The sequence below is a fragment of the Streptomyces canus genome (assembly GCF_030816965.1).
GTDB classification, from domain to species: Bacteria; Actinomycetota; Actinomycetes; order Streptomycetales; family Streptomycetaceae; genus Streptomyces; species Streptomyces canus_E.
Map to the genome: position 1 here is coordinate 10,070,270 of NZ_JAUSYQ010000002.1, position 23,554 is coordinate 10,093,823.

Annotated in this window: 20 protein-coding genes and 4 pseudogenes; 16 read left to right on the forward strand and 8 right to left on the reverse strand. The window is 68.2% G+C overall.

Annotation, left to right across the window (positions count from 1 at the left end; all coding sequences use genetic code 11):
- Positions 1–78 precede the first annotated feature (78 nt).
- From urtA to urtE, 5 genes are all read left to right on the forward strand, one after another.
- Positions 79–1,332, forward strand: coding sequence for an urea ABC transporter substrate-binding protein (gene urtA / locus QF027_RS47140; protein WP_306972709.1), 1,254 nt, complete (start codon positions 79–81; stop codon positions 1,330–1,332).
- A 93-nt stretch (positions 1,333–1,425) separates the two neighbouring features.
- Complete coding sequence (urtB, locus tag QF027_RS47145) at positions 1,426–2,313, forward strand: urea ABC transporter permease subunit UrtB (RefSeq protein WP_306972708.1); 888 nt, start codon at positions 1,426–1,428, stop codon at positions 2,311–2,313.
- Positions 2,310–3,425, forward strand: coding sequence for an urea ABC transporter permease subunit UrtC (urtC, locus tag QF027_RS47150; RefSeq protein ID WP_306972707.1), 1,116 nt, complete (start codon positions 2,310–2,312; stop codon positions 3,423–3,425). The genes urtB and urtC overlap by 4 nt, the downstream gene beginning before the upstream one ends.
- Positions 3,422–4,204, forward strand: coding sequence for an urea ABC transporter ATP-binding protein UrtD (gene urtD, locus QF027_RS47155; protein WP_307081763.1), 783 nt, complete (start codon positions 3,422–3,424; stop codon positions 4,202–4,204). The genes urtC and urtD overlap by 4 nt, the downstream gene beginning before the upstream one ends.
- A gap of 5 nt (positions 4,205–4,209) precedes the next feature.
- The gene (gene urtE / locus QF027_RS47160; RefSeq protein WP_307081765.1) at positions 4,210–4,902 is read left to right on the forward strand and encodes an urea ABC transporter ATP-binding subunit UrtE; all 693 of its coding nucleotides are present in this window, start codon (positions 4,210–4,212) and stop codon (positions 4,900–4,902) included.
- 35 nt (positions 4,903–4,937) lie between these two features.
- Here the strand turns inward: urtE and QF027_RS47165 are convergent, their stop codons facing one another.
- The gene (locus tag QF027_RS47165) at positions 4,938–5,063 is read right to left on the reverse strand and encodes a hypothetical protein (protein WP_306972704.1); all 126 of its coding nucleotides are present in this window, start codon (positions 5,061–5,063) and stop codon (positions 4,938–4,940) included.
- A 1,096-nt stretch (positions 5,064–6,159) separates the two neighbouring features.
- Between QF027_RS47165 and QF027_RS47170 the strand changes: the two genes are divergently transcribed.
- Positions 6,160–6,582, forward strand: a complete 423-nt coding sequence (locus QF027_RS47170) for a hypothetical protein (RefSeq protein WP_307081766.1) — start codon at positions 6,160–6,162, stop codon at positions 6,580–6,582.
- Positions 6,583–7,053: 471 nt separating this feature from the next.
- Here QF027_RS47170 and QF027_RS47175 read toward each other — a convergent pair whose 3' ends face one another.
- Positions 7,054–7,494: a hypothetical protein gene (locus QF027_RS47175; protein ID WP_306972703.1), complete on the reverse strand. Its 441-nt coding sequence runs from the start codon at positions 7,492–7,494 to the stop codon at positions 7,054–7,056.
- Between the two features lie 991 nt (positions 7,495–8,485).
- On the opposite strand from QF027_RS47175, the gene QF027_RS47180 reads away from it, so the two are divergent.
- On the forward strand, positions 8,486–8,992 hold the full coding sequence (locus tag QF027_RS47180) for a hypothetical protein (protein ID WP_307081770.1): 507 nt from the start codon (positions 8,486–8,488) through the stop codon (positions 8,990–8,992).
- On the opposite strand, the pseudogene QF027_RS47185 reads toward QF027_RS47180, so the two are convergent.
- Together QF027_RS47185 and QF027_RS47190 are read right to left on the reverse strand one after the other, a co-directional pair.
- A pseudogene (locus QF027_RS47185) lies at positions 8,983–9,123 on the reverse strand (DUF397 domain-containing protein); the annotation flags it as partial. The gene QF027_RS47180 and the pseudogene QF027_RS47185 overlap by 10 nt on opposite strands.
- Before the next feature lie 217 nt (positions 9,124–9,340).
- Positions 9,341–10,375 carry a LacI family DNA-binding transcriptional regulator gene (locus tag QF027_RS47190; protein ID WP_306972700.1) on the reverse strand — a complete coding sequence of 345 codons (1,035 nt, stop codon included), beginning with the start codon at positions 10,373–10,375 and terminating at the stop codon, positions 9,341–9,343.
- A 181-nt stretch (positions 10,376–10,556) separates the two neighbouring features.
- Between QF027_RS47190 and QF027_RS47195 the strand changes: the two genes are divergently transcribed.
- From QF027_RS47195 to QF027_RS47210, 4 genes are all read left to right on the forward strand, one after another.
- Positions 10,557–11,339 (forward strand): TIM barrel protein, encoded by a 783-nt coding sequence (locus tag QF027_RS47195; RefSeq protein ID WP_307081772.1) that lies wholly within the window; start codon positions 10,557–10,559, stop codon positions 11,337–11,339.
- Positions 11,340–11,458: 119 nt separating this feature from the next.
- Positions 11,459–12,478: a sugar ABC transporter substrate-binding protein gene (locus QF027_RS47200; protein WP_307081774.1), complete on the forward strand. Its 1,020-nt coding sequence runs from the start codon at positions 11,459–11,461 to the stop codon at positions 12,476–12,478.
- A 94-nt stretch (positions 12,479–12,572) separates the two neighbouring features.
- Complete coding sequence (locus QF027_RS47205; protein ID WP_307081776.1) at positions 12,573–13,592, forward strand: Gfo/Idh/MocA family protein; 1,020 nt, start codon at positions 12,573–12,575, stop codon at positions 13,590–13,592.
- 74 nt (positions 13,593–13,666) lie between these two features.
- On the forward strand, positions 13,667–14,629 hold the full coding sequence (locus QF027_RS47210; protein WP_307081778.1) for a sugar phosphate isomerase/epimerase family protein: 963 nt from the start codon (positions 13,667–13,669) through the stop codon (positions 14,627–14,629).
- Positions 14,630–15,661: 1,032 nt separating this feature from the next.
- On the opposite strand, the gene QF027_RS47215 is transcribed toward QF027_RS47210, so the two are convergent.
- A complete protein-coding gene (locus QF027_RS47215; protein WP_307081780.1) occupies positions 15,662–18,685 on the reverse strand; it encodes an MGH1-like glycoside hydrolase domain-containing protein in 3,024 nt (1,007 codons plus the stop codon).
- Between the two features lie 489 nt (positions 18,686–19,174).
- On the opposite strand from QF027_RS47215, the gene QF027_RS47220 reads away from it, so the two are divergent.
- Entirely contained in the window at positions 19,175–19,705 is a 531-nt protein-coding gene (locus QF027_RS47220; protein WP_307081782.1) for a GNAT family N-acetyltransferase, read from the forward strand.
- A gap of 247 nt (positions 19,706–19,952) precedes the next feature.
- The gene (locus tag QF027_RS47225) at positions 19,953–20,351 is read left to right on the forward strand and encodes a YunG family protein (RefSeq protein ID WP_307081784.1); all 399 of its coding nucleotides are present in this window, start codon (positions 19,953–19,955) and stop codon (positions 20,349–20,351) included.
- Between the two features lie 11 nt (positions 20,352–20,362).
- Here QF027_RS47225 and QF027_RS47230 read toward each other — a convergent pair.
- Both QF027_RS47230 and QF027_RS47235 read right to left on the reverse strand, forming a co-directional pair.
- Positions 20,363–20,518, reverse strand: a pseudogene (locus QF027_RS47230) (ATP-binding protein); the annotation flags it as partial.
- Between the two features lie 170 nt (positions 20,519–20,688).
- Positions 20,689–21,015, reverse strand: a pseudogene (locus QF027_RS47235) (transposase); the annotation flags it as partial.
- A gap of 9 nt (positions 21,016–21,024) precedes the next feature.
- Here QF027_RS47235 and QF027_RS47240 point away from each other — a divergent pair.
- Together QF027_RS47240 and QF027_RS47245 are read left to right on the forward strand one after the other, a co-directional pair.
- Positions 21,025–21,195, forward strand: a pseudogene (locus QF027_RS47240) (helix-turn-helix domain-containing protein); the annotation flags it as partial.
- A 102-nt stretch (positions 21,196–21,297) separates the two neighbouring features.
- Entirely contained in the window at positions 21,298–21,783 is a 486-nt protein-coding gene (locus tag QF027_RS47245; RefSeq protein ID WP_306972692.1) for a MarR family winged helix-turn-helix transcriptional regulator, read from the forward strand.
- Between the two features lie 264 nt (positions 21,784–22,047).
- Here QF027_RS47245 and QF027_RS47250 read toward each other — a convergent pair whose 3' ends face one another.
- Positions 22,048–22,698: an FMN-dependent NADH-azoreductase gene (locus QF027_RS47250; protein WP_306972691.1), complete on the reverse strand. Its 651-nt coding sequence runs from the start codon at positions 22,696–22,698 to the stop codon at positions 22,048–22,050.
- A gap of 141 nt (positions 22,699–22,839) precedes the next feature.
- Between QF027_RS47250 and QF027_RS47255 the strand changes: the two genes are divergently transcribed.
- Complete coding sequence (locus tag QF027_RS47255) at positions 22,840–23,505, forward strand: nitroreductase (RefSeq protein WP_307081786.1); 666 nt, start codon at positions 22,840–22,842, stop codon at positions 23,503–23,505.
- Positions 23,506–23,554: the final 49 nt, after the last annotated feature.

Below are 23,554 nucleotides of genomic sequence, written 5' to 3' on the forward strand. Positions count from 1 at the left end.
CCATCCATTCCCTCCCGAGGCTCTTCCCGAGCCATTCCGCTCTCTTTCACATCGCCCTTCGGGGCAAGGAGGTTGTGCATGTCCGGGCTCAGCATCAGCAGACGCGGTCTTCTGGCCGGCATATCGGCCATCGGCGCGTCCGCCACCCTCAGCGCCTGCGGCGCCAAGACCGGCAGTGACACGTCGTCAGGCTCCGCCGCCACGGCGGACACGTCCGGCGACACCGTCAAGGTCGGCCTGCTGAACTCCCTGTCGGGCACGATGGCCATCAGCGAGGTCACAGTCCACAACTCCCTGCTGCTCGCGATCAAGGAGATCAACGCCGCCGGCGGTGTCCTGGGCAAGAAGCTCAAGCCGATCAGCCAGGACGGCGCCTCCGACTGGCCCACCTTCGCCGAGAAGGCCGAGGCTCTGATCACCGACGACAAGGTCGTCGCCACCTTCGGCTGCTGGACCTCCGCCAGCCGCAAGGCCGTCAAGCCGGTCTTCGAGCGGTACAAGTCGCTGCTCTTCTACCCCGTCCAGTACGAGGGCCTGGAGCAGTCGCCGTACATCTTCTACATCGGCGCGACCACCAACCAGCAGATCGTCCCCGCCCTCGACTACCTCAAGAAGCAGGGACTGACCAAGCTGTACCTGGTCGGCAGCGACTACGTCTTCCCGCGCACCGCCAACAAGATCATCAAGGCGTACGCGAAGGCCAACGGCATGGAGGTTGTGGGCGAGGACTACGCGCCGCTCGGCTCCACGGAGTTCGGCACCATCGTCAACAAGGTCAAGGACTCCGGCGCGGACGCCGTCTTCAACACCCTCAACGGTGACAGCAACGTGGCCTTCTTCAAGGAGTACAAGTCCTCGGGGCTGACCGCGAAGAGCATGCCGGTGCTCTCGGTCTCCATCGCCGAGGAGGAGGTCAAGAGCATCGGCACCCAGTACCTGGAAGACCAGCTGACCGCCTGGAACTACTACGAGACCACCCCGGGCGCGGCCAACACCAAGTTCGTGGCCGCCTACCAGGCCGCGTACGGCAAGGACAAGCCGACCTCCGACCCGATGGAGGCCGCCTACATCTCCGTCTACCTGTGGAAGGAGATGGTCGAGAAGGCCGGCTCCTTCGACGTGGCGAAGGTGAAGGCCGCCTCGGACGGCATCGAACTCGACGCCCCCGAGGGCAAGGTCACCGTCGACGGTGTCACCCAGCACGTCTACAAGACCGCCCGGATCGGCAAGGTCGGCTCCGACGGCCTGATCACCGAGGTGTGGAACTCCGGCAAGCCGATCAAGCCGGACCCGTACCTCAAGGGCTACTCCTGGGCCTCCGGCCTCTCCTGAGCCACACCCCCACCGGTGAACCCGGCCCCTTCACGGGGCCGGGTCACGGCCATGGCAAGCCCGCACTCCCGTCCCCGACCCGGAGCCGACCTCATGACGGTCATCCTCAACCAGTCCTTCACCGGCATCAGCATCGGTGCCGTCCTCCTGCTCATCGCGCTCGGCCTCACCCTGACCTTCGGTCAGATGGGCGTGATCAACATGGCGCACGGCGAGTTCATCATGGCCGGCGCCTACACGACGTACGTCCTGCAGAAATCCATCAGCAGCGCCGGCGTCTCACTGCTCGTCGCCCTGCCCGTCGCCTTCCTCGTGGCCGGCGCCATGGGCGCGCTTCTGGAGTGGCTGCTCATCCGGCGCCTCTACACCCGGCCCCTGGACACCCTGCTGGTCACCTGGGGCGTCTCGCTGATGCTCCAGCAGCTCGCGCGTGACGTCTTCGGTGCCCCCAACGTGCAGACCGCGGCCCCCGACGTGCTCACCGGCAACATCTCCCTGGGCGGCGGCGTCACCTTCGCCAGCAGCCGGTTGTTCATCCTCGGCCTCGCCCTGCTGAGCGTCCTCGCCCTCACGCTGATCCTGAAGCTCACCCCGCTCGGCCGCCGTATCCGGGCCGTCGTCCAGAACCGCGACCTCGCCGAGGTATCGGGTATCGCCACCGGCCGGGTCGACCGCGTGACCTTCTTCATCGGCTCGGGCCTCGCCGGAGTGGCCGGCGTCGCGCTCACCCTGGTCGGCCCGATCGGCCCGACGATGGGCACCAACTACATCGTCGACGCCTTCCTCGTCGTCGTGGTGGGCGGCATCGGCCAGCTCAAGGGCAGTGTGATCACCGCCTTCGCACTCGGCGTGCTCCAGTCGGTCCTCGAGTACTCGACGACGGTCAGCGTGGCCAAGGTCATCGTGCTCGTGGCGATCGTCGCCTTCCTCCAGTGGCGACCCCAGGGCCTGTACACACTGCGCACCCGGAGCCTGGCATGACGACGACAACGACAGCCCCCGTCACGACGCACCCCGTCCCGCTGCTGGAACGCCTCCGCGTACCCGGCGGCTTCGTTCTGGGTGCCGTCCTCCTTCTCGGTGTCGCACCGCTGGTCCTCTCCGACTTCCGGCTCTCCCTCCTCGCGAAGTACCTGTGCTACGCGATCGTGGCCGTCGGTGTCAGCCTGGCCTGGGGGCGGGGCGGGCTCATGGTGCTGGGCCAAGGCGTCTTCTTCGGCCTGGGCGGCTACGCCATGGCCATGCACCTCAAGCTCACCGACGCCGCCGCGACGGGCGAGACCCTCCCGGACTTCATGCAGCTCTACGGCACCGGCGACGCTCTGCCCTGGTGGTGGAAACCCTTCGCCAACCCGGCCTTCGCGCTCGCCATGACCGTGCTGCTGCCCATGGCGGTCGCCGCCGTCCTCGGCTTCTTCGTCTTCCAACGCCGGGTGAAGGGCGCGTACTTCGCGATCCTGAGCCAGGCGCTGGCCGCCGCCCTGTCCATCTGGCTCATCGGGCAGCAGGCCACCACCGGCGGCACCAACGGCCTCACCGGCATACAGGGCTTTTTCGGCTACTCGCTGGACGACCCCGTCAACCAGCGCATGGTGTACTTCGTCATCGCGGCCGTCCTGCTCCTGCTGATGGCTCTGGCCCGCCAGCTGTTCGTCAGCCGCTACGGCGAACTCCTCGTCGCCGTTCGGGACTCGGAGGAGCGGGTGCGCTTCCTCGGGTACAACCCGGCCAACATCAAGCTCATCGCGTACGTCGTCGCGGCCGGAATGGCGGGACTGGCGGGTGCCCTCTTCGTCCCGGCGGTCGGCATCATCTCCCCGGCGCTGATCGGGGTCGTACCGTCCATCGGGTTCGTCATCGGTGCCGCGGTGGGCGGTCGTGCCTCGCTGGTGGGCGCGGTGCTCGGAGCGATCGCCGTGGCCTGGGCGCAGAGCACGCTCTCGGACGAGTTCCCCGCCGCGTGGACCTATCTCCAGGGCCTGCTGTTCGTCGTGGCGGTCGGCTTCCTGCCCGGCGGCCTCGCCTCCCTGAGCGTCGTCCTTCGCAGGCGCCGTCCCCGTACCGGTACTCGTACGACTGGAGAGACAGCATGAGCGGCGAGGGACTGACCGTCCGCGACCTGCGGGTGACGTTCGACGGATTCACCGCCGTCGACGGCGTCGACCTGGACATCCGCCCCGGCGACCTGCGCTTCCTCATCGGCCCGAACGGTGCCGGAAAGACCACCCTGGTCGACGCGGTCACGGGCCTGGTGAAGGCCACCGGATCGGTCCGCTTCGGCGACGAGGACCTGTTGGGCCAACCCGTGCAGAGGATCGCCCGCATGGGCATCGGCCGGACCTTCCAGACGGCTACCGTCTTCGAGGAACTGACCGTCCTGCAGAACCTCGACATCGCCGTCGGCGCCGGGCGGGGAGTGTGGACGATGCTGCGGCGCCGCAAGCACATTCCCGAGCAGGTCGCGAAGGCTCTCGAGATCACTGGACTGGCCGAGCTGCGCGATCGTCCGGCAGGCGTCCTCGCCCACGGGCAGAAGCAGTGGCTGGAGATCGGCATGCTGCTGGTCCAGGACGTGAAGCTGCTGCTGCTCGACGAGCCCGTCGCCGGCATGAGCCACGACGAACGCGAGGCCACCGGTGACCTGTTGCGGCGGGTGAGTGAGGATCGCACGGTCGTCGTCATCGAGCACGACATGGACTTCATGCGCTCCTTCGCCCGCAGCGTCAGCGTCCTGCACGCCGGCAAGGTCCTCAGCGAGGGCACCGTCGCCGAGGTCCAGGCCGACCCTCGCGTCCAGGAGGTCTACCTCGGGCGCGCCTCCGTGCCCGAATCCGCCCCCGCCACTCCCGTGGCCGTCGCCGAGGAGGCGTGAGACCCATGCTGGAACTCAGCAACGTGCAGGCCGGATACGACCGCACCACGGTGCTGCACGGCGTCAGCGTCTCGGTCCCGAAGGACGGCGTCGCCACCGTCCTGGGCCACAACGGCGCAGGCAAGAGCACCCTGTTGCGCGCCGCCATGGGCCTGATCAAGCCCGAGGGCGGCAGCATCCTGCTCGACGGGGAGGACATCACCCGCCTCGCCCCGCACCAACGCGTCGCCCGTGGCATGGCCTACGTCCCCCAGGGTCAGCAGTCCTTCCCTCACCTGACCACCACCGAGAACCTCCAACTCGTCGCCGACGGCCGTGCGGACGGCAAGGACGCGATAGCCGAGGCCCTGGACCTCTTCCCCGTTCTGCGCGAGCTGTCCGGCCGCCGCGCCGGACTGCTCTCCGGCGGTCAGCGCCAGCAACTCGCCATCGCCCGCGCCCTGATCACCCGCCCGAGGCTCCTCCTCCTCGACGAGCCCACGGAGGGTATCCAGCCCTCAGTCGTCGCCGAGATCGAGGAGACGATCCTCGCCCTGACCAGACGCGGCGGCCTCTCCGTCCTTCTTGTTGAACAGCACGTCGGCTTCGCCATGCGTGCGGCCCAGCACTACTACGTGCTCGAGGCGGGCCGCGTGACGTCCTCCGGCGAGGGCGGAACGGGAGCCGAGCAGACCGTACGGGCCGCACTCAGCGTGTGAGACCCGGTCCGGCCGGTCACGGAAACGGACAGGGCTCAGGTGCCGGACCGGGCGCAGCCGTAGACCAGCGACGACCCCGAGGCGTCCGGTCGTAGCCCGGTCAGCTCCTCGATGCTGCCCACCGCATCCGTCAGGTGCTCGCCGGGGAGGGCCGCCACCACACGGCCGTCCTTGCAGACGACGTGGTGGTGGGGCTATCCCCGGCTGGCGTCGAGGGCTCCGAGACGGTCAAGTCGGCCCTGCCCACGCGGGGATAGTCCGTACGGTGTCACCGTTGAGGCGACGGAGGAAATGTCGGCCCCGCGTACTTGGGAGGCGATCCACCCGCCCTTGAGTCGCTGCGCGTTGGAAAGGGAATCCGCTGCGCATGGTTTCGAGACCCTTTCCTCAGCTGGGGAGAGGATCCGTGAACCGGGTGCGCGTGCCCATCCGGGACGCGTTCTGGACGCAGGTTGGACACAAGGATCGGAAAAGACTGACAAGGCCCGAGAAGGACTGAGGTGCCAAACCTCGTCTGACCTGGGAAAACGGCCAAGGTGAACAGTGATCGGCAAGGGCCGCCAAGATCCTCAAAGGACTCATCATCCGTCGGCCGTGGGTTCGAGTCCCACCCGCCCCACTTTTGTAGGCCTCTGACCTGCGTAAACGTTCTCTTTTGGGTGTCGGAGCGTCAACTTCGCCTGAACGGACCGGATCCACTGCTCGTGGGTTTGGGGTCGGATGGTGGTCGGGGGGAGCTCCACCCCCTGACCTGCGGGTGAGTAGATGATCGAGGGTGTCGCTCGCGGCCTGGGCGACTGTCTTGAGGGTCGATGCCAGGACCCAGGGGCCGTACAGGGGCCGGGGCGGGGTCGATTCGTTGTCCCATTTGATGGTTGCGTGGCTGGAGCAGCCATCCACAGGGCGGGCGGTTGAGTACCGGGTCGGCGGCGGAGGCAGTGCTCATACCGGCGCGGCGCGGCGCGGCGGGTGCGCGGACGCGGTAGGGCGATGTCGGCTGCCGTCTGTGCCGTGGAGAACCTGTCGCTGCTGAGGAAGTGTTCCGGCGATGACCGAGGGGCAGGGAAACGGCCCGAAGGGGAAACGGTCCCGATGGGTCACCCGACCCTCTCGGTTGGCCCCGCGCCGCAGTCGCTCGCCTGGAGAACTCCTGGCTGTCAGGAACCGCTGCCATCGCAGCAGGTGCCGTGGTTCTGCCAGTTCAGGTGAAGCCCGGCTGGAGTCGGCCCGGCAGGTCCTGTTCCGGGTGCGGCAGGGATGTACGGCGATCTGTCAGAGGGGTTCCTCCCACTCACCGGATGGGCCCCGCCCGGGCGGCCGGACCGGCATGCGGGCTGGTCACCGGTGCTGCGCGGTGCCCAGCTCGTCGGTGTACCGGCCGAGGACGTCCTCGACGATGGGGGCGGAGCCGAACAGCTGCTCCTGGCGGCGGGCTCGGCGACGTATCGGCGGCGACGGCTCCTGCGGCGCGGGCGACGACGGAGGGGACAGCCCAAGGGCTACCTCGACTGGAAGGCGGGCCGGCCCTGGCTGGCGGTGCGCCGCTTCTTTCTGGCCCAGGGCCCGGGTCGGTTCGCGGTTGGCCGCCGGACACCCTCCAACTCCGCGTCCTTCTCCTCCAGTCGAACCAACGGCTCGGTGTCCGGCTGTTCCAGCAGGAGGCCTGGCGCCCCGTACTGAACGGCGATGATGTCGAACGTGGTGCCGCTGTGCGGCCCGGCTGTCAGGAGGGACGACGCCGACATATCGGGGAACGACCCGCTCTTCAGGGATACCGGCCCGCTGTCGAGGGCAGCTACCCAGAGCTGCGGACGACGGCCCGTCTTCCGCCATGCTCCTCAACGCGTCCTTGCCTGCGAGCAGCAGGGACTTGCCGTACGCGGTCACGGTCAGGGTGGCACCAAACGCGGCCAATGCCGCTGGACAGTGCCGGAGCACAGGTATCGGCGGCCCAGCGCCATGCCTGGGGTGTCCGATTCGCACGATCCCAAGGCCAAATAAGGCGAAAACCCCAGGTCAGAGGCCTGACCTGGGGTGGACCATCGAGTCACCTTCGGGGATTCAAACCCGAGACCCCTCAGGACGAGGGCTGACGCGATCGTGACGGGTGCGTTCTGCTGGAGCTCAGCGGTCCGGTATCGGACACGCGCCCTACGGGATCCTGACCGTGTAGACCCCGCTGGAGACGTCGGCGGCCGTGGGCTTGACGGTCACGCCGCCGAGGGACTGCGTCCACCCGGGCGAGTCGCAGTTGCCGGTCTCCCAGGCGGAGATGCCGTAGGTGGTGCCTGCGGTGATCTTGTAGTTGGTGGCGAATATGATCCGGCCGTTGCCGCCGGAGGTGTCGCCGCCCCACGCGCTCAGGCAGGTGACGGAGGTGCCGTCGTCGATCCGGAGACTGCCGAAATACACGACGGAGTTGCCGGCCCCTCTGGCGGCCAGCGGAACGTCGGCGGTGAGTGAGGCCGTGGGGGCTGCGGACGCTGTGGGAGCTGCGGCAACGGCGCTGGCGCCGGTGAGGGCGAGCAGGGCGGCCAGGGAAGCGGAACGGGCCGTGCGGCGAGTGCGGCCATGGGGGGACGTCAGGAGCATGCCTCTTCCGATCGTCGAGGGGTCGTCAAACTCTCAAGCAACCTCTGCGGCCAGTGTTACTCGAGAGCACACCAGCACAGGACCCCGGTTTCGGCCATGTTCGGGATCCGTCGCGACCCGGGCGTCGGACAACTCGACCAGCCGTTTGAAGCGTCGGCTGATCCAGTCGGGGTGGTAGGGCTCTCCGTTCTCCCGCGTGAAAACGCGGTCCGATTCGACCCAGGCTTCCTGGCCGGACCACTGCTCGTGTTCCTTCGGCTCCGTGCCCACACCTTTCGGGAAAGACCCCCGCACAGAAATGAGGCTCTACGTCCCCTTCCACGTCGTCCGAGCCATCGATGCCGGACACCGACCACCCTCTGATCACCGAGCTGCGGACCGATCTGGGCTGCCCCTGGTGCTGTATCGGCAAGCACCCGCTCGAACGGGCAATCGCCACCGCGGCTCCGGCCGGCCAGGTGTAGCTCACCCTCCGCGGCCCTTCGAGCTGGATCCTGACATGTCCGCAACAGCGGTGCCGATCCGGAAGTGTTCGTCGCCAAGCACGGAGGTACGACCGAGCAAGCCCGCCGGATGGAAGCGCAGATGGCCGAACCGGCCCGGGCCGAGGGCCTGCCGTACAGCGGGGACCGCCCTGCCGCGAACACCTTCGACGTCCCCCGGGTACTGCATCTCGCCCGCGCTCATGGCGTGGCCACACCGCTGTTCTCGACGCTTCAGCGCGGCTGCTTCGCCGGAGAGCACAACCCGTTCGACAAGGACGAACTGGTCCGGGTCGCCGCTAAGTGGCCGGACAGCGGGGCGGGCAAAGGGGTTGCCGCGGCGGTCAGCGGGTCCGTAAAGACACGGGCAAAGGACGCTCACATCAAGATCGCCGGGAGAAAGGAGCGTTCGTTACGGCCGAGGAATGATCACGTCACGCCGACGATCTACGGGCCAGCCACTCTCACGTCCAGTCACCAGTTCTTCCCCCAGAGCGAAAGACAGGACAATGACGCCTACCCCCCACAAGCACTCACGTCGAGCAAGGATCGCGGCCCGCATCGGCATGGTGCTGACCGCCGTGGCGCTCGCGCTCGGCATCACCGCCGGAACAGCCCTGGCGGACACGCTGACGTACAGCGGCGACTTCAGCTGGCGCGCGACGCAGGTGAAGCGGCTGGCCAACTGCGCCTCCACCCATTGGTACAACGGCACTCAGCAGGCCGCGGGCTCGACGGGCGACGCCTCGACCGGCAGCAAGCTCACCGCCTGCGACGGGGCGGGATCCGACTCGTACTGGGACGGCGTGCATCTCCTCGCTGCCGACACCCTGACCATGAACGGCCGTAAGGTCGGTTACCGCTCCGACCAGAGCTGCCCGCCCACGCGCGGTTTCCAGTTCATCAAGTGCTGGTATGTGGGCGGCAAGGCCAAGGGCAACCCCGTCATCAACGTCTCCATCATCGCGACCGGCTACGGCGGCCAGGACGTGGCCGTGGACTGGTACTACCTGTAGAAGAGGACCGCGGCCCAGGCCTCACCGGCGACGGTGAGGCCTGGGCCGCCGGGGTTTTTGGAGTCGCGGATGTGTATCGCGGTGGTGGGGGAGTGAGGACAGGGGGCGATCTCTACGCAGTCCCCGCCACCACTGTTGCTGCGGGCCCGCGCCCCCCAAAGAGACGCGGGCCAGGAGCCGTGGACGGGGTGGGGTGGGGCTGGGCGTCAGCCATTCACCGAGTACGACGACGTGCAGCTCGCGCGTCCGCCTGGATGGAGGCGGGTTCCTCGGCGGACAGCCGCGGGTGGTCCTTTGGGGCCGCGGTGGAACTTCGACCAGATCGGGCCGGGACTGGAGCAGCGCGGGTCAGGAGCGGCAAGGTGCCCTGGTGGTGCTGCGTATGACGAGGTGTGGTGTGACGACGACTTCTCGTTCGTCGTCCGCCGCCCCACCCTCCAGCCGGGCGATAGCCCGGCTCACGGCCCGGCGCGCCAACTGGCGGGCTTCTTGCCCGACCGTGGTGAGTTGGACGTGGGCGAGGCGGGCGAGGTGGCTGTCGTCGAAGCCGACGACCGAGATCTCGTCGGGCACAGGGATACGGGCGCGCAGGAAGGTGTCGAGGACGCCGATCGCGCAGTGGTCGTTGAAGGCGAGGACGGCGGTGGGGCGGGCAGCCTCGGCGAGGAGTGTTCGTGCGGCTGCCGCGCCGTGGTCCTCGGTCAGCCCTCCCGGCACGAGGCGGACGCGGTCGGTGAGGCCGTGGTGCTTCATGGCCGACTTGTAGCCGCGGCGCCGGTCGGCAGCGCCCGGCGCCCTGCCCCCGTCGATGTGGACGATGTCGCGGTGGCCCAGTGCCACGAGGTGGTCGACCGCCTGGCGGGCGCCCTCGTCGTCGGCCGCGCGGACGACGTCGACGCCCTCGGCGAGCGGACGCAGCCGGCGGGCCACGGAGACGACGGGTAGCTGCGCCGCGAATTCTGCCAGCCGGGCCGCCGGGGCATGGGGGCTGAGCAGGATCAGTGCCTCGCAGCGGTCGGCGAGCAGCGTCTCCACCGCCTCCTGTTCGCTGCGGCTCGCGGCGACGGCGCTGAGCGCGATCTGATAGCCGGCCGCACCCGCCGCGGCGTAGAGCGCCTCAACCATGTCGGCGTGGAAGGGCTGTCGCAGGTCGAACTGCACTCCCACCAGGTGCGAGCGGCTGCTGCGCAGGAGGCGGGCCCTGCTGTCCGGCCGGTAGCCGATCTCCTGCGCGGCCCGCAGCACCCGCTCGCGACTTGCCGCGCTGGGCCCCTTGGCACCGCGCATGACCATGGAGGCAAGCGGCACGGAGACACCTGCCCGCGCCGCGAGGTCGCTGAGCGTCGGCCGCTTTCCGTCCGGGACGGCAGAGCGCGATGGCACCGTCGGCCTTCCTGCTCGAGGGTCTTCTCCGAGGTGATCGTAGACCGAGCCCAGCAGGGCACGCACTGGTCAACGTTGTTACAACGTTATAAATCAAATGTCCGCACAAACCCTTGACAGGCCGCCCGGTGCCTGGCGTACTGCTCCTGTTCTCTTAGAACGTTATAAGTCGGGAGCTGCGATGTACACGTTGGCGGTCTGTGCCGAGATGGTCTACCGCGACCTGCCGATCGAGGAGCGGGCCCGGCGCATCCACGAGGCCGGCTTCCAAGTGGAGATCTGGGACTGGACCCGGCACGACCTGAACGCACTGGCCCAGACCCCCGCCGAGTTCTCCTCGATGACCGGCTACATCCGCGGCACCCTGACCGACCCGGACGGCACAGCCGAACTCCTGCGCACAGCCGAGGAGTCGATCAAGGCCGCCGAGCATCTCGGCTGCCCCCGGCTCAACCTGCACGGCACCGGCCTGGACGGCGAGGGCCTGCCCGTGGTGCCGGTGACCGGCGAGGCCACCGGCGAGATGTGGATCACCGCTCACCGCACGCTCACCCGCCTGGCCGAACTGGGCGAAAGCGCGGGCGTCACCTTCACCTTGGAGAACCTCAACACCGCCGTCGACCACCCCGGTGTCCCGTTCGCCACGGCCGCCGACGTCTTCTCGCTGGTCGCGGCAGTTGATCGGCCCGGTCTGCGGATGAATCTGGACCTGTACCACGCCCAGATCGGCGAGGGAAACCTCATCGAGCTTGTCCGCCGCGCGCATGGCGCGGGGCTGATCGGAGAGATCCAGGTCGCCGACGTGCCCGGCCGCTGCGAACCCGGCACCGGAGAGATCAACTATCCGGCCGTCGCCCGCGCCCTGACCGACCTCGGCTACGACGGCACGGTCGCCCTGGAGGCATGGCCCTCGGGCGACAGTCACACCGCCATGGAGCGGTTCCGCGCCGCGTTCACCCTCTGAACCCACCCCGAGCCGCACAGCAGGCCACCCAATAGCTCCCCGCCCGACCCGCAACGGGATGTGTTGCGTCCCGCCGGTGGATCACCCCTTCCCGCAAGTCAGCACAGTGAGGTGCCGAAATGAACCGCTCGCTTCCCTCCCGCTCCCGCAGATTCACCGTCCTGGTGGCCCTGACCGCCAGTACCGTCCTCACGGTCGCCGGCTGCTCCAGCAGCTCGGGAGGCAAGAAGTCGGAGGAGAGCGCCGGCGGCGTCTCTGCCGGCAAGGCCACCACGCCCCGCATGACCATCGCGATGATCACGCACGCCGTCCCCGGTGACACGTTCTGGGACACCATCCGCAAGGGCGCCCAGGCTGCCGCTGCCAAGGACAACGTCAAGCTGGTCTACTCCTCCGACCCGAACGGGGGCAACCAGGCCAACCTGGTGCAGAACGCGATCGACCAGAAGGTCGACGGCATCGCCGTCACCCTCGCCAAGCCCGATGCCATGAAGGGCACCGTGGCCAAGGCGGTGCAGGCCGGTATACCCGTGGTCGGCTTCAACTCCGGTGTGGACGACTGGAACAAGCAGGGACTGCTCGAGTACTTCGGCCAGGACGAGACCGTCGCGGGCGAGGCGGTCGGCAAGAAGCTGAGTTCCCTCGGTGCCAAGAAGGTCGCCTGTGTCATTCAGGAACAGGGCCAGGTCGCCCTCGAGGCACGCTGTGCGGGCGTCAAGAAGGGCTTCTCGGGCACGACGGAAAACCTGTTCGTCAACGGCGCCGACATGCCGTCCGTGCAGTCGACCATCACCGCCAAGCTCAAGCAGGACCCCTCCATCGACTACGTCGTCACCCTCGCCGCCCCGGTCGCGCTGACCGCCACGCAGGCGGTGGCCGACGGCGGCAGCAAGGCCAAGGTCGCCACCTTCGACCTCAACAAGCAACTCGTGAAGGCGATCCAGGACGGCAGCATCCAGTTCGCCGTCGACCAGCAGCCCTACCTGCAGGGCTACCTGGCGGTCGACTCCCTCTGGCTCTACAAGAACAACGGCAACTACAGCGGCGGCGGCGTCGCGCCCGTGCTGACCGGCCCGGCCTTCGTCGACAAGTCCAACGTCGCCGCCGTCGCCGCGTTCGCCGCCAAGGGAACACGCTGACGCTTACGACCCGGGTCACGGCCGGACCCGTGTGGGTCCGGCCGGCCCACTGCTGACCGTCACCGCCGCCCCCCACCCCCAGGCAAGGAATCACATGACCCACCACACCTCCCTTGGAGTCGCCGTGATCGGCGCCGGCCGCATGGGCGCCGACCATGTACGCCGGATCAGCGAGGTGACCAGCGGCGCCCATGTGGCCGCCGTCGTCGACGTCGACATCGATCGCGCCAAGACGGTCGCCGCCGACGTCGACGGATGCGCGGCCTACGGCGACGTCGCCGAAGCGATGGCCTCACCCGACGTCGACGCGGTGCTGCTCGCCTCCCCGGGCGTCGCCCACGAGGCGGCACTGCTCACCGCGTTCGAGTACGACCTGCCCGTCCTGTGCGAGAAGCCCCTCACCCCCGACGCCGCCTCCGCCCTGCGCGTGCTGGAGGCCGAGCAACGCCTCGGGCACCGCCGGGTGCAGGTGGGCTTCATGCGCCGTTACGACCACGAGTACATCAAGCTCAAAGCGCTGCTGGACGGCGGGGAACTGGGCCGGCCGCTGATGCTGCACAACCGGCATCGCAACCCGTCCTGCCCGCCGGACTTCACCAGCGCCATGCTCATCAACGACTCGGTGACCCACGAGATGGACATCACCCGCTGGCTGCTCGGCCAGGAGATCACGTCCGTCACCGTCATGCGGCCGCGGCCCTCCGGCAACGCGCCCGAAGGGCTGGCCGATCCGCAGTTCGTCGTCTTCGAAACCGACGGCGGCGCCCTGGTCGACGTCGAGATCTACGTCAACGCCCGCTACGGCTACCAGGTCCAGGCCGAGGCGGTGTGCGAGCACGGCACCGCCCGCATCGGCGACCGGCACGACATGCTCGTCAGCACCGGCGGACGCTGGGGCGGCACGGTCACTCCCGGCTTCGTCGAGCGGTTCGAGGAAGCGTACGACCGCGAGGTCCAGGCATGGATCGACGCCACCCGGCGCGGCGAGGTCACCGGCCCCAGCGCCTGGGACGGCTACGCCGTGGCCGCGGTCTGCGAGGCGGGCATCCGCGCCCAGACCGAGGGCCGCCGCGTCGAGGTGGAACTCGCCGACCGCCCAGCCCTCTACATCTGACCTCCACCGCCGGCACACCGAACCAGCGGGGAACGGCCGCTCCCCGCCCGACCACACCGCAGACGGGACGCATCATGAAGATCGGTCTGAACACCGACAGCGTCGGGCACCTCACGCTCGACGAGACCCTGGACCTGGCCGCCGAACTCGGTCTGGACCACGTGGAGTTCGCCACCGGCGCCTGGTCCACCGCCCCGCACATCGACGTCGACCGGCTTCTCGACAGCGACGGCGCGCGCCGCGAACTGCTGGCCAAGGTCGCCGACCGAGGGCTCACGATCAGCGCCCTCACCTGCTCAGGCAACCCCCTGCACCCCGGGCCCAGCGGTCGCGAGCACGACCAGGTCGCGCGCAGGACGATCGCTCTCGCCCCGCTCCTCGGCGTCGACCGCGTGGTGATGATGTCCGGGCTGCCGGGCGGGCCGGGCGACGCCAACCCCAACTGGATCACGGTCTCCTGGCCGCCGGAGACCACACAGATCCTCGAGTGGCAATGGTCCGAAGCCGTACTCCCGTACTGGCGAGACCTCGTCGCCCACTCCCGTGACCGGGGCGTACCCAAACTCGCTCTGGAGATGCACGCCCACCAGGCGGTCTACAACGTCCCCACCCTCCTGCGCCTGCGCGAGGAGGTCGGGCCCGTGGTCGGTGCCAACTTCGACCCCAGTCACCTGATGTGGATGGGCGCCGACCCGCTGGCCGCCATCGAGACCCTGGGCGAGGCGATCTACCACGTGCACGCCAAGGACACCCGGCTGGAACCCTCCCGCCAGGCCCTGACCAGCAGGCTGGAGACGCTGCCGGTCATGGCCGCCAAGGAACGCTCCTGGAACTACGTCACCCTCGGCTACGGCCACGACGACTCGTTCTGGCGTGCTTTCTGCCTCGCCCTGCGCCGAGCTGGCTACGACGACGTCCTGAGCATCGAGCACGAGGACGTTCTTGTGGCCCCCGTCGAGGGCGTCACCAAAACCGTCGACCTGCTGCGCCGCGTCATCCTGCGCGACCCCAGCTCCTACAAGCCCCAGGAGATCTGAGCCGTCCTGACTAGCCGTTCTCTATCCGTCTGTGTGGTCGGAGGGGTTGCCAACTGCTTGACGGGGAGCGTGTACAAGGGCTGTTTAACTCGATCGTGTGATGGTCGGCTTCCTGGCTTGCGGCGTCCTGGGCCGTTCGGCCTATGGTGATCGTGCGGCCTGGGACACCGGGTACGGCGCCAGCGTGCGGGGCCCCCGCTCCACCGGAGTGATGGTTCGGGGCCTCCCCGTCGCCTCTGGCCGTGCCCATCTGGCCGGGTCGCGCAGGGAACCGGCCTCCCGGGATCGGACCATGGACAGGATCCGTGTCGCTGCCTCGGGGTTGAGTACGCCGGGGACCAGTGCGCCCAAGACCGTTCGGGGCGTGCGGCTGAGCGGACTCACTCATGCTCAGTCCACAGGAACGGTTCGAACAAGGGCCTGGTTCGGGTGAGTCGGCCGGTGCGGGTGCGTGGAAGAAGGGCCTCTTGGTAGCTCGCGGTTGTCGAATCCAGCGAGAAGCAAGAGGCCCTGGTGTCGAAGTGTCGCGCGGTCCTGCTCGCCGAGTCCAGTTCGTCCACTCCTGGCTGTGACTGTCTCGCCCATCGGTTCGGGACGCGGCCGGCCGGCCGGAGCGCCGGCCTCGATACGACTCGGACATGAGCGATGCGGAGTGGGCCTTGGTGCGGGATCTGCTGCCGTTCCCGGATGGTTGGCGGGCCGCAGGCCTGAGGGCTACTGCGGCTCCGCTGCTCGCGCGTTCGGTTTCTCGTGGGTCCCGCGCCGTGCGGGGGCATGTCGGCGACTCTGACCTGTGGCGGGGCAGGTGATCAAGGTGCTTCGGCCTCTGTCCCGGCACCCAGTGGCCCGAGTCGGCGGGATCGACTCCGTGCCTCCCTGAGGGCGTCTGCTGCCTGCGCGCTCGGGACGCGAGGATGAGAGCCGACTCGGCACCCGACCCGAAGTAACGGGAGGTGCCCCCATGGCGACAGCGCCGGCCGGGACCCGGAATTCCGGACCCCGGCCGACGGCCGTGCCGCGGCGGACGGGCGGTCAGGAGTTGAACGGTGTGGATCCGTCGGCTGCGGCGATGCGCCACAGGTGGTCGGCGGTGCCGTTGTCGTCCCACTGCACGGCCTGTGCCCCGGTTGCGGTGGACATGTTCTGAATGCCCAGAGCCATGTCGCTGTTCTTGTTGATGATCTTGCAGTAGCCACCGCCCGCGTCCACCACGGACCAGAGGTGGTCGGCGGTGAGCGTGTCACCCCACTGCAGTGCGGTGGCGCCGGCCGTCTTGGAGGCGTCCTTGATGCCGAGCACCTGCCCGCTGTTGGCGTTGAATATCTTGTAGTAGCCGTTCTCGGCGGGAACGATCTTCCACTGGTGGTTGGCTGTGGCGTCGGCCGTCTGCTGCTGGGCGGCGCCTCCTGCGGCGATCGAGGAGCCGGAGATGCCGAGCTCCAGGTTGCTGTTCTTGTTGACGATCTTCACGGCCGGTGTCTCCGGGTACCAGGACTCCAGCTCGGTGACGCCGACGAACTTGCCGGCCTGGGGGGTGAAGACGACCCGGAACTGGGAGGTCGTGATCGTCGGGAAGGTCACCTCGTTGGCGTTGTCGGCGACCGGGGTGGCAGGGCTCTTGGCCTGGTTCGGGACGTTCACCCACGAGCCGTTGCTGAGGTACTGGACGGTGTAGCTCGCCGGGACGCGGATGTTCGCGCCGTCGTCGTAGGTGTAGAACTTCACCTCGTTGATCTTCCGGGGGGCGCCGAAGTCGACGCCGAGGTGGTCGGTGGCGTTCGGCGAGCCGGAGTTGGTCCACCGGTCGTCGGGGATCTTGTCGTAGCGGATCCAGCCGTCGGTGGCCCGCAGCGGGGCGTCGAAGGTGGTGGGCTTGCAGGTCTGCCCGCTGTGGCAGTGCGGACCGTTGGAGACGGTGTTGGTGTAGGAGGCGAAGGCCTTCGGGTAGGGCTGGGTGATGGTCCGGCCGAGCCAGTCCTGCTCGGCGGTCAGCGGGTTGGCGGCCACGTTCATCAGCCGGGTGGCCGGTGCCGGGGTGACGGGGGCGGCCACGTTCACGGTGGTGTTGGCGAGCGTCGACGACTGCTGTATGCGCTGGCCGTCCTGGAAGATCTGCAGGCCGCTGCCCTTGCCGTAGTGCGTGCCGTCACGGTCCCAGCGGATTGAGTAGGTGTGCCCGTGGTAGGGCAGGGACTCCACCGCGAACCAGTCCCAGGTGGACGGGACCAGCGGCTTGAGCACCAGCGTGTTGTCCGCCTGCGGCTTGATGCCCAGCAGACCGGTGAGCACCAGGTCGTTGAAGCTGGAGTGGTTGTAGTTCTCGCTGAAGTTGAGGCCGTCGTAGATCCACTGGCCGGTGTCGCCGTCGGCGGCTTCGGCGATGTAGGGCTTGCCGTCCTTGTGCTGGAGGTCGGCGAACTGCGCCAGCATCGTCTGGTAGTCCGCCTTGGTGACGTAGCTCTGCGCCGGGTAGTCCTGGAGCAGGTTCGCCATGCCGGTCAGGACCTGGCTCGTCTGGTACGGCCAGCTCGGGCCGTTCCAGTGGCAGCAGTTGGCGTCGTCACGCTGCTGCGTGGCGGGGATCGCCTGGTAGTCGAAGTACGGGTTCGCCGTGATCCGGTCGAGTTCGGCGAAGCTGGTGCCCTTGGCGAACTTCAGCGTGTTGGCGCCGGCCTTCAGGGGGACCTGCACGGTGACGGCCTGCGACTCCGAGAACTTCTGCCAGGCCCCGGTGGGCGCGTAGCTGACCGTGATCGGGTTGGCGGTGTCGTCGTTCACGATGAGCTTGTGCGTCGACGTGCCGCTGGTGCCGTTGGCGTAGTGCACGGTCACCGGGTACGTCCCGGCGCCGGGCGCGTCCACGGTGAAGGTGACGTAGCTGTCGTCGAAGTCGATCTGCCCGACGTACTGCCCGTTGGAGGCGGTCGACGAGCTGAACAAGTTGGCGTGGTTGCGGGTGGCCTGCTCCGCCTCGAAGTCGTGCACCCGCTCCAGCGTCGTGGGTCCGAACGGCGCCTTGAACCGCTTGGAGTCGGTCACGTACTTCCACGCCGACGAGTACTGCGCGTCGGGCAGGTTGAACGCCCACGGGGCGTAGCCCATCAGCTCCCGCCAGGTCGTCCTGGTCTGCTTCAGGGCGCCGTTGGTGGTGTCCGTGTTGTAGACCTGCATGAAGAAGTTGCGCTGCGGGTCCCACAGCGAGTTCTGCACGGCCGACTTGAGCTGCGCGGCCTTGGCGTCGTAATCGTTCGCGGTCGCCGTGTCGCCGTTCAGTGTGGCGATCTTGCTGATGGCCTGGGCGGCGCTGAACATGTACGCGTTGATCGTGGGCCGGTAGCCGCGGCCGCCGCCGAACCAGTCGCTGCTGTGCATCGACGTCTCGGTGTACTCCGTGGCGTCGGACAGCGGGGTCTGGTGGTACAGGTCGCTGGTGGACTGCGTGCCGTTCACCGTGATGTCGCTGGTGAGGTTCGAGTCCCACCGCTTGTACAGCGCGATGAGGTGGGGGAGCGCGGACTTGATCTGAGCGGCGTCACCGGTGACGAGATAACGCTGGTACGCGGCGCTCGTGATCCATTCACTGAAGTTGCGGGCGCCCGAGTTGCCCGCCCCGCGCAGCCAGAAGTCCAGGTAGTCACCGGCGTAGTCCCGGTTGCGCAACCAGCGCCCGTCCAGCAGGTGGTAACCGGCCGCGTCCGGGAGCGCGGTGTACGGGTTCCCGGCGTAGCCGATCGGCACGTCGTACTCGGTCGACACATAACCCGTACCCGGCACGGTGTAGCGGAGCGCACGCTTGTAGGTGCTCCACCGGTAGTAGTAGACATCGTCGATGTCGTTGTCGGGGGTGTCGAGGAAAGGGATGTTGTCCTTGTACCACTGCGGCTCGTCGAGCTGGTTGGCGGCGAGGATCGCGTCCTTGTCGAGCGCGACCGCGTTGGGGTCGTCGGCCGCCTGGGCGGGGGTCGCCCCGGGTCCCCCGGTCAACAGGGCCATGGACAGCGTCGAGCCGCACAGGGCGGCCACCAGGCGGGTGCTGGGTCTGGGTCGATGACGCATAGAGGTGTCCTCCATTGGGCACTCATGCGAGATATTCGCCGTTCGAGATGTCGAACGTCGTTCGAAATTCTGCGAGACGGTAATGACGGACGGGAGAGCAAGTCAATAGATCTGGCAAAGCGAGCTGACAGCTCGGCCAACTCGGCGCGGGCGCGTCGGTACTGGCCGGGGTCGTACGGGTCGCCTCCTCCAACGGTCCCGCGAGGGAAGGCGAGCTCGGCGGAGCCTCCCTTGGTGCCCTTGCCGGTAGCGGTCCGCTCGGCGGGCTGCGGTGGTATGTGGCTGACCTGGGTCCGTTCAACGGTCCCTCGCGACGGCCGTCGTCCTGCCGTACCGGCCGGACGGGGCCGTGGTGGGGGAGCTCCCTCTCGGGGGCAGCTGATTTGGGGTGTGCGATGACCGTTGACCAGCCCGGGGGTGTTGTGATGGGCGGTGCTCGGTCGGGATATTCGATGGTCGCCGCTTGTTAATGGTGGTCATACTGCCGCGATGGATTTAGTGACGCTTGAGACCGACCGTCTGGTGCTGCGGGCCTTCACACCTGCCGAGGTGGATGCGGTGTACGAAGCCTGCCAGGACGAGGACATCCAGTTCTACACCCCGGTGCCGGTGCCGTACCGGCGTGAGGACGCGGAGAAGCTCGTCTGCGAGAAGCTGCCCGCTCAGTGGGCCGAGGACAGGGACTACACCCTCGGCGCGTTCCGCAAGGACACCGGCGCCCTGGTCGGCTCGTACTGCCTGACTCTCGTCAGCCGCGGCGTCTGGGAGCTCGGTTACTGGGCGGTCAAGGAACAGCGCGGATGCGGGTACTCGGTGGAGGCCGCTCGGGCCCTGTGTGACTGGGGCTGGGACACCCTCGACGTCCACCGCATCGAGTGGTGGGCCATGGCCGGGAACACCGGCTCGCGTGCCGTCGCCGAGAAACTCGGCTTCACCGTCGAAGGGACACTGCGCAATCGCGGCATCGCCAACGACGGCAAGCCGCACGACTGGTGGGTGGGCGGACTGCTGAGGCCCTGATGCTCAGGCCGGTGCTTGGCCGGCCGCGTTTGCTCTTCTGCGGGGACGTTCCCAGCTCGGACTGTCCACGGACAATGGACATCCGGGTGAGCCGACATTTCAAGTCCTTGCTGACGGACAGTTGATCCCCCTGTCCGGTATGACTATTCGTCCTCTGTTCGGCTGTATCCGTGCATGATTCGGGACAGCCGGGCCTTGGCGCCCGGGGCAATCTGTGATGTCAGTGGTGGCTGCGATGCTGGGCGGCATGACCTCTTGGAACCTGCTTGATCTCGACAAGGCTTTGCGTGCCGGCTGGTCTGCCGACACCTGCTCGCCCGACGACCAGGCCGACTGGCAGCAGGGCAACCCGGCCTGGGGGCACTGCGACATCACGGCTTTGATCGGCGACGACGTCTTCGGCGGTGATCTCGTGGTCGGCGAGGTGCATCTTGACGGGACCCAGCACGGTTTCCACTGGTGGAACCGGCTGCCGAGCGGTGTGGAACTCGACCTGACCCGCGAGCAGTTCCAGCGTGGGCAGACGGTCACGGCTGCTCGTGTCGTCGCGCGGCCGCCGGGCCCGTTGCCTCGCCGCTGGGAGGAGTACCTCCTGCTGCGTGAGCGGGTGATCAAGCACCTGGGTCCGCTTCCGGAGCCCGTCTGAGGAGACAGAGGTCACCGGGCCGGGGCGAGGGGGACGACGCCCTGACCGCTGGTGACCTGGGTCAGCCGCAGCGAGGACCCTTCGGTTAGGACGATGTGGGCATGGTGCAGGAGCCGGTCGACGGCGGCGATGGCCAATGTCTTGGGCATGATCGCGTCCGCTCCAGCGCTACACCGGCTCTCGCGAGGACTACGCCGCGACCCACCAGGCGATCGCTTCATTGGTTTCGGACCGTTCGGCTCGCCGACCGACCCGCCGCAAGCCGCGCACCGGGGTCGCGCCCGTCCGGCAGGCCGCCTACTGATTCCTCATGCTGTCTGTCGAGCCGCGTGAGTGGTGGAGGCACGGCCTCGTAGGTCCGTCCGTCGCGTAGGAGTGCCCAGAGGACGTTGACCCGGCGGCGGGCCAAGGCCAGGACGGCCTGGATGTGGCGCTTGCCCTCGGAGCGTTTGCGGTCGTAGAAGCGGCGGGAGTCCTCGCAGTGACGGATGCTGAACAACGCGGAGATGTAGAAGACTCGTTGGAGTCGGCGGTTGTAGCGTCGTGGGCGGCGGAGGTTGCCGCTGGTCTTGCCGGAGTCGCGGGGAACGGGAGCAACGCCGCCGAAGCCGGCGAGGCGGTCAGGAGTGCCGAAGTGGCTCATGTCGCCGCCGGTCGCGGCCAAGGGGTAACCATGCTCATCGTCACCCGCGAGGGTGACCGCCGGTGCAAACTCCCGCCGTACCGGCGTGCGCTGGTCGCCCTGGTGTACCTGCGAAGGCACGACACCCTCGCGCAGATCGCGGCGGCCTTCGGTATCTCGGTGGGCACCGCCCACGCCTACACCACCGCGGTGATCCACCTTGGCAAAAGGACTCGCTGGTTCTGGGTCTCCGAGTCTGATGGAAGCAAGCGCCTCATTATTTAGTTTCAAATGAGACCGTATCGAGTGAAGTAGACTGATGTCATGGCCGACGACGTTCTCCACCACTCCACCGCCGCGCGTGCGACCGACCGTCCCGGGGATCCCTCTCCTTTCGCTCTCGGGCTGCTGCTGCGCCGGGCGCACTGGCGTGTAGGCGCGGTGATGGGGGAGGCGCTTCGGCCGCTCGGCATCGAGCTGCGGCATTTCGCTGTGCTGATCGAGCTGGTCAACCACGGGCCCACCGTGCAGCGGGATCTGGCGGCGGCGACAGGCACGGACAAAGCCGGGATCATGCGGATCGTGGACGACCTGGAGCGCAAGGGTCTGGCCGTACGCAAGGCGGTTCCCGGGGACCGGCGGGTCCGGGCGGTGGAGATTACACCTGGGGGACTGGAGCTGTTCGATTCCGCGCACGTGGCGGCAGAGCCGCTGGCTGAGCGTCTGGTTGCCGAACTGGGGCGCGGCGAGCCCGAGCAGCTGACGGATCTCCTGACCCGGCTTGCCCATCCCGCAGACGACGAGGCGTAGGCGCGTCCGCGTCGGCCCTCTTGGGCACATGTGGCTTCCGTAGCGCAATCCTGCCTTGAGGGCTGCGGATGCCGCGCGCCGTGCACCTGGCCGGGATGATGATCTGCACCCATGCGAGCGCCACCGGACGGCCGACCACTCGGCCGTCCACATTGCAGCGCTGCCCCCCGGGGGGCAGGGCGCCAGTGGCACGAGCGTGGGCCCCGAGTACGCCGTGCGACGTCCTGGGGTGAGGCGTCGCACGGCGTCCGGCGGCCCGCACAGTTACGCGGCGAGACGCTCCGCGAGTCCCTTGGCCTTGGAGGTCGCCTCTTCGAAGGCGTGCCGGCGGGACGCCTCGTAGCGAGGGATCAGCTCGGACATGGCCGGGTTGCGAGGAGCCATGGTGAGTTCCGGAACGATGAACTCGAGGTCCAGGCCGAGGGTGCCCTTGAGGACGGCCTCCAGGTAGTTCTGTACGAAGTCGTAGCCCTCGCGCGGGGTGCCCGGCGCATAGGAGCCGCCGCGGCTGGCGACGACGAGGACCGGGGTGCCCTGGGCGGAGGGGGCCTCCCCGGCGGTGCGGCCGAGCAGGAGCACGCTGTCCAGCCACGCCTTGAGGGTCGACGGAATCGAGAAGTTGTACATGGGGGCGCCGATCAGGACGGCGTCCGCCTGCTCCAGCTCCTCGATGAGCTTCACGCGTGCGGCGAACGCGGCGGACTGCTCCGGATTGTGCTCGGACGGCGAGGTGTAACCGGCGGACCAGGCGTCGGCGGTGATGTGCGGGACGGGGTCGGCAGCGAGGTCGCGGTAGATCACCGTGCCTTCCGGGTGCTGCTCCTCCCATGCCCTGCGGAAGGCGGCCGTGACCGAACGGGACGAGGACGCCTCGCCAGAGAACACGGACGAGTCGATGTGCAGCAGCGTGGCCATGGATTTTCTCCAAGATGCAGTGCCCGAGACCGGGGGCCAGGGGCTGTGGATTCCGTCTTGATTGTTTCACACGATACGATCTCGACTGCTACCGTCGTGGCTGTGACGAAGGCCCTGTGGAGTGGAATGGAGCGGGCGGGCATGGACACCTATGAGGCGGTCACGAGCCGACGGGCGGTGCGCGCATTCACAGAGCGCCCTGTTCCGAGGGAGACACTGGAGCGCGTTCTGTCCACCGCGGCCTGGGCGCCGTCCGGATCGAACATCCAGCCGTGGCGTCCCTTTGTGGTGACCGGCGCGCCACTGGCCGAGATCAAGAAGCGTGCCGGCGAGCGCCTGGCCTCGGGTGACCCCTGGGACGAGCCGGAGTATGAGATGTACCCGGCCACGCTGAAGGCGCCCTACCGCGAGCGGCGATCCGCCTTCGGTGAGCAGCGCTACGGCGCTCTCGGCATACCGCGTGAGGACCTGGAGGCGCGTCAGAGAGCCGCTGCCGCAAATTGGGATTGTTTCGGCGCGCCCGCTGCCCTGTTCTGCTACATCGACCGTGACATGGGCCCAGCCCAGTGGGCTGACGTCGGCATGTATTTACAGACCGTCATGCTGCTGCTGCGCGCCGAAGGTCTGCACAGTTGTCCGCAGATGGCCTGGGCGAAGTTTCACAGGACCGTCGCGAAGGTTCTGTCACCCCCGGACGAGCTCGTCCTGTTCTGCGGCATGTCGATCGGGTTCGAGGACGTCAACGCGGCTGACGCCCGTACAGGCCGTGCGCCGCTTGACGAGACGGTCGCCTTCGTCGAGGGGTAGATCCGCGACTGCGTGACGATCAACCTGCTTCCGGCACGGGAGCCTCGTA

Excerpts from the sequence above, each read along its gene's own strand:
- urtE (WP_307081765.1), top strand. The coding sequence starts at position 4,210 with ATGCTGGAACTCAGCAACGTGCAGGCCGGATACGACCGCACCACGGTG.
- urtA (WP_306972709.1), top strand. The coding sequence starts at position 79 with ATGTCCGGGCTCAGCATCAGCAGACGCGGTCTTCTGGCCGGCATATCG.
- QF027_RS47255 (WP_307081786.1), top strand. The coding sequence starts at position 22,840 with ATGGACACCTATGAGGCGGTCACGAGCCGACGGGCGGTGCGCGCATTC.
- QF027_RS47215 (WP_307081780.1), bottom strand. The coding sequence starts at position 18,685 with ATGCGTCATCGACCCAGACCCAGCACCCGCCTGGTGGCCGCCCTGTGC.
- urtC (WP_306972707.1), top strand. The coding sequence starts at position 2,310 with ATGACGACGACAACGACAGCCCCCGTCACGACGCACCCCGTCCCGCTG.
- QF027_RS47195 (WP_307081772.1), top strand. The coding sequence starts at position 10,557 with ATGTACACGTTGGCGGTCTGTGCCGAGATGGTCTACCGCGACCTGCCG.
- QF027_RS47180 (WP_307081770.1), top strand. The coding sequence starts at position 8,486 with ATGACGCCTACCCCCCACAAGCACTCACGTCGAGCAAGGATCGCGGCC.
- QF027_RS47205 (WP_307081776.1), top strand. The coding sequence starts at position 12,573 with ATGACCCACCACACCTCCCTTGGAGTCGCCGTGATCGGCGCCGGCCGC.
- QF027_RS47225 (WP_307081784.1), top strand. The coding sequence starts at position 19,953 with ATGACCTCTTGGAACCTGCTTGATCTCGACAAGGCTTTGCGTGCCGGC.
- QF027_RS47245 (WP_306972692.1), top strand. The coding sequence starts at position 21,298 with ATGGCCGACGACGTTCTCCACCACTCCACCGCCGCGCGTGCGACCGAC.
- urtB (WP_306972708.1), top strand. The coding sequence starts at position 1,426 with ATGACGGTCATCCTCAACCAGTCCTTCACCGGCATCAGCATCGGTGCC.
- QF027_RS47175 (WP_306972703.1), bottom strand. The coding sequence starts at position 7,494 with ATGCTCCTGACGTCCCCCCATGGCCGCACTCGCCGCACGGCCCGTTCC.
- QF027_RS47210 (WP_307081778.1), top strand. The coding sequence starts at position 13,667 with ATGAAGATCGGTCTGAACACCGACAGCGTCGGGCACCTCACGCTCGAC.
- QF027_RS47200 (WP_307081774.1), top strand. The coding sequence starts at position 11,459 with ATGAACCGCTCGCTTCCCTCCCGCTCCCGCAGATTCACCGTCCTGGTG.
- urtD (WP_307081763.1), top strand. The coding sequence starts at position 3,422 with ATGAGCGGCGAGGGACTGACCGTCCGCGACCTGCGGGTGACGTTCGAC.
- QF027_RS47170 (WP_307081766.1), top strand. The coding sequence starts at position 6,160 with ATGTACGGCGATCTGTCAGAGGGGTTCCTCCCACTCACCGGATGGGCC.
- QF027_RS47250 (WP_306972691.1), bottom strand. The coding sequence starts at position 22,698 with ATGGCCACGCTGCTGCACATCGACTCGTCCGTGTTCTCTGGCGAGGCG.
- QF027_RS47220 (WP_307081782.1), top strand. The coding sequence starts at position 19,175 with ATGGATTTAGTGACGCTTGAGACCGACCGTCTGGTGCTGCGGGCCTTC.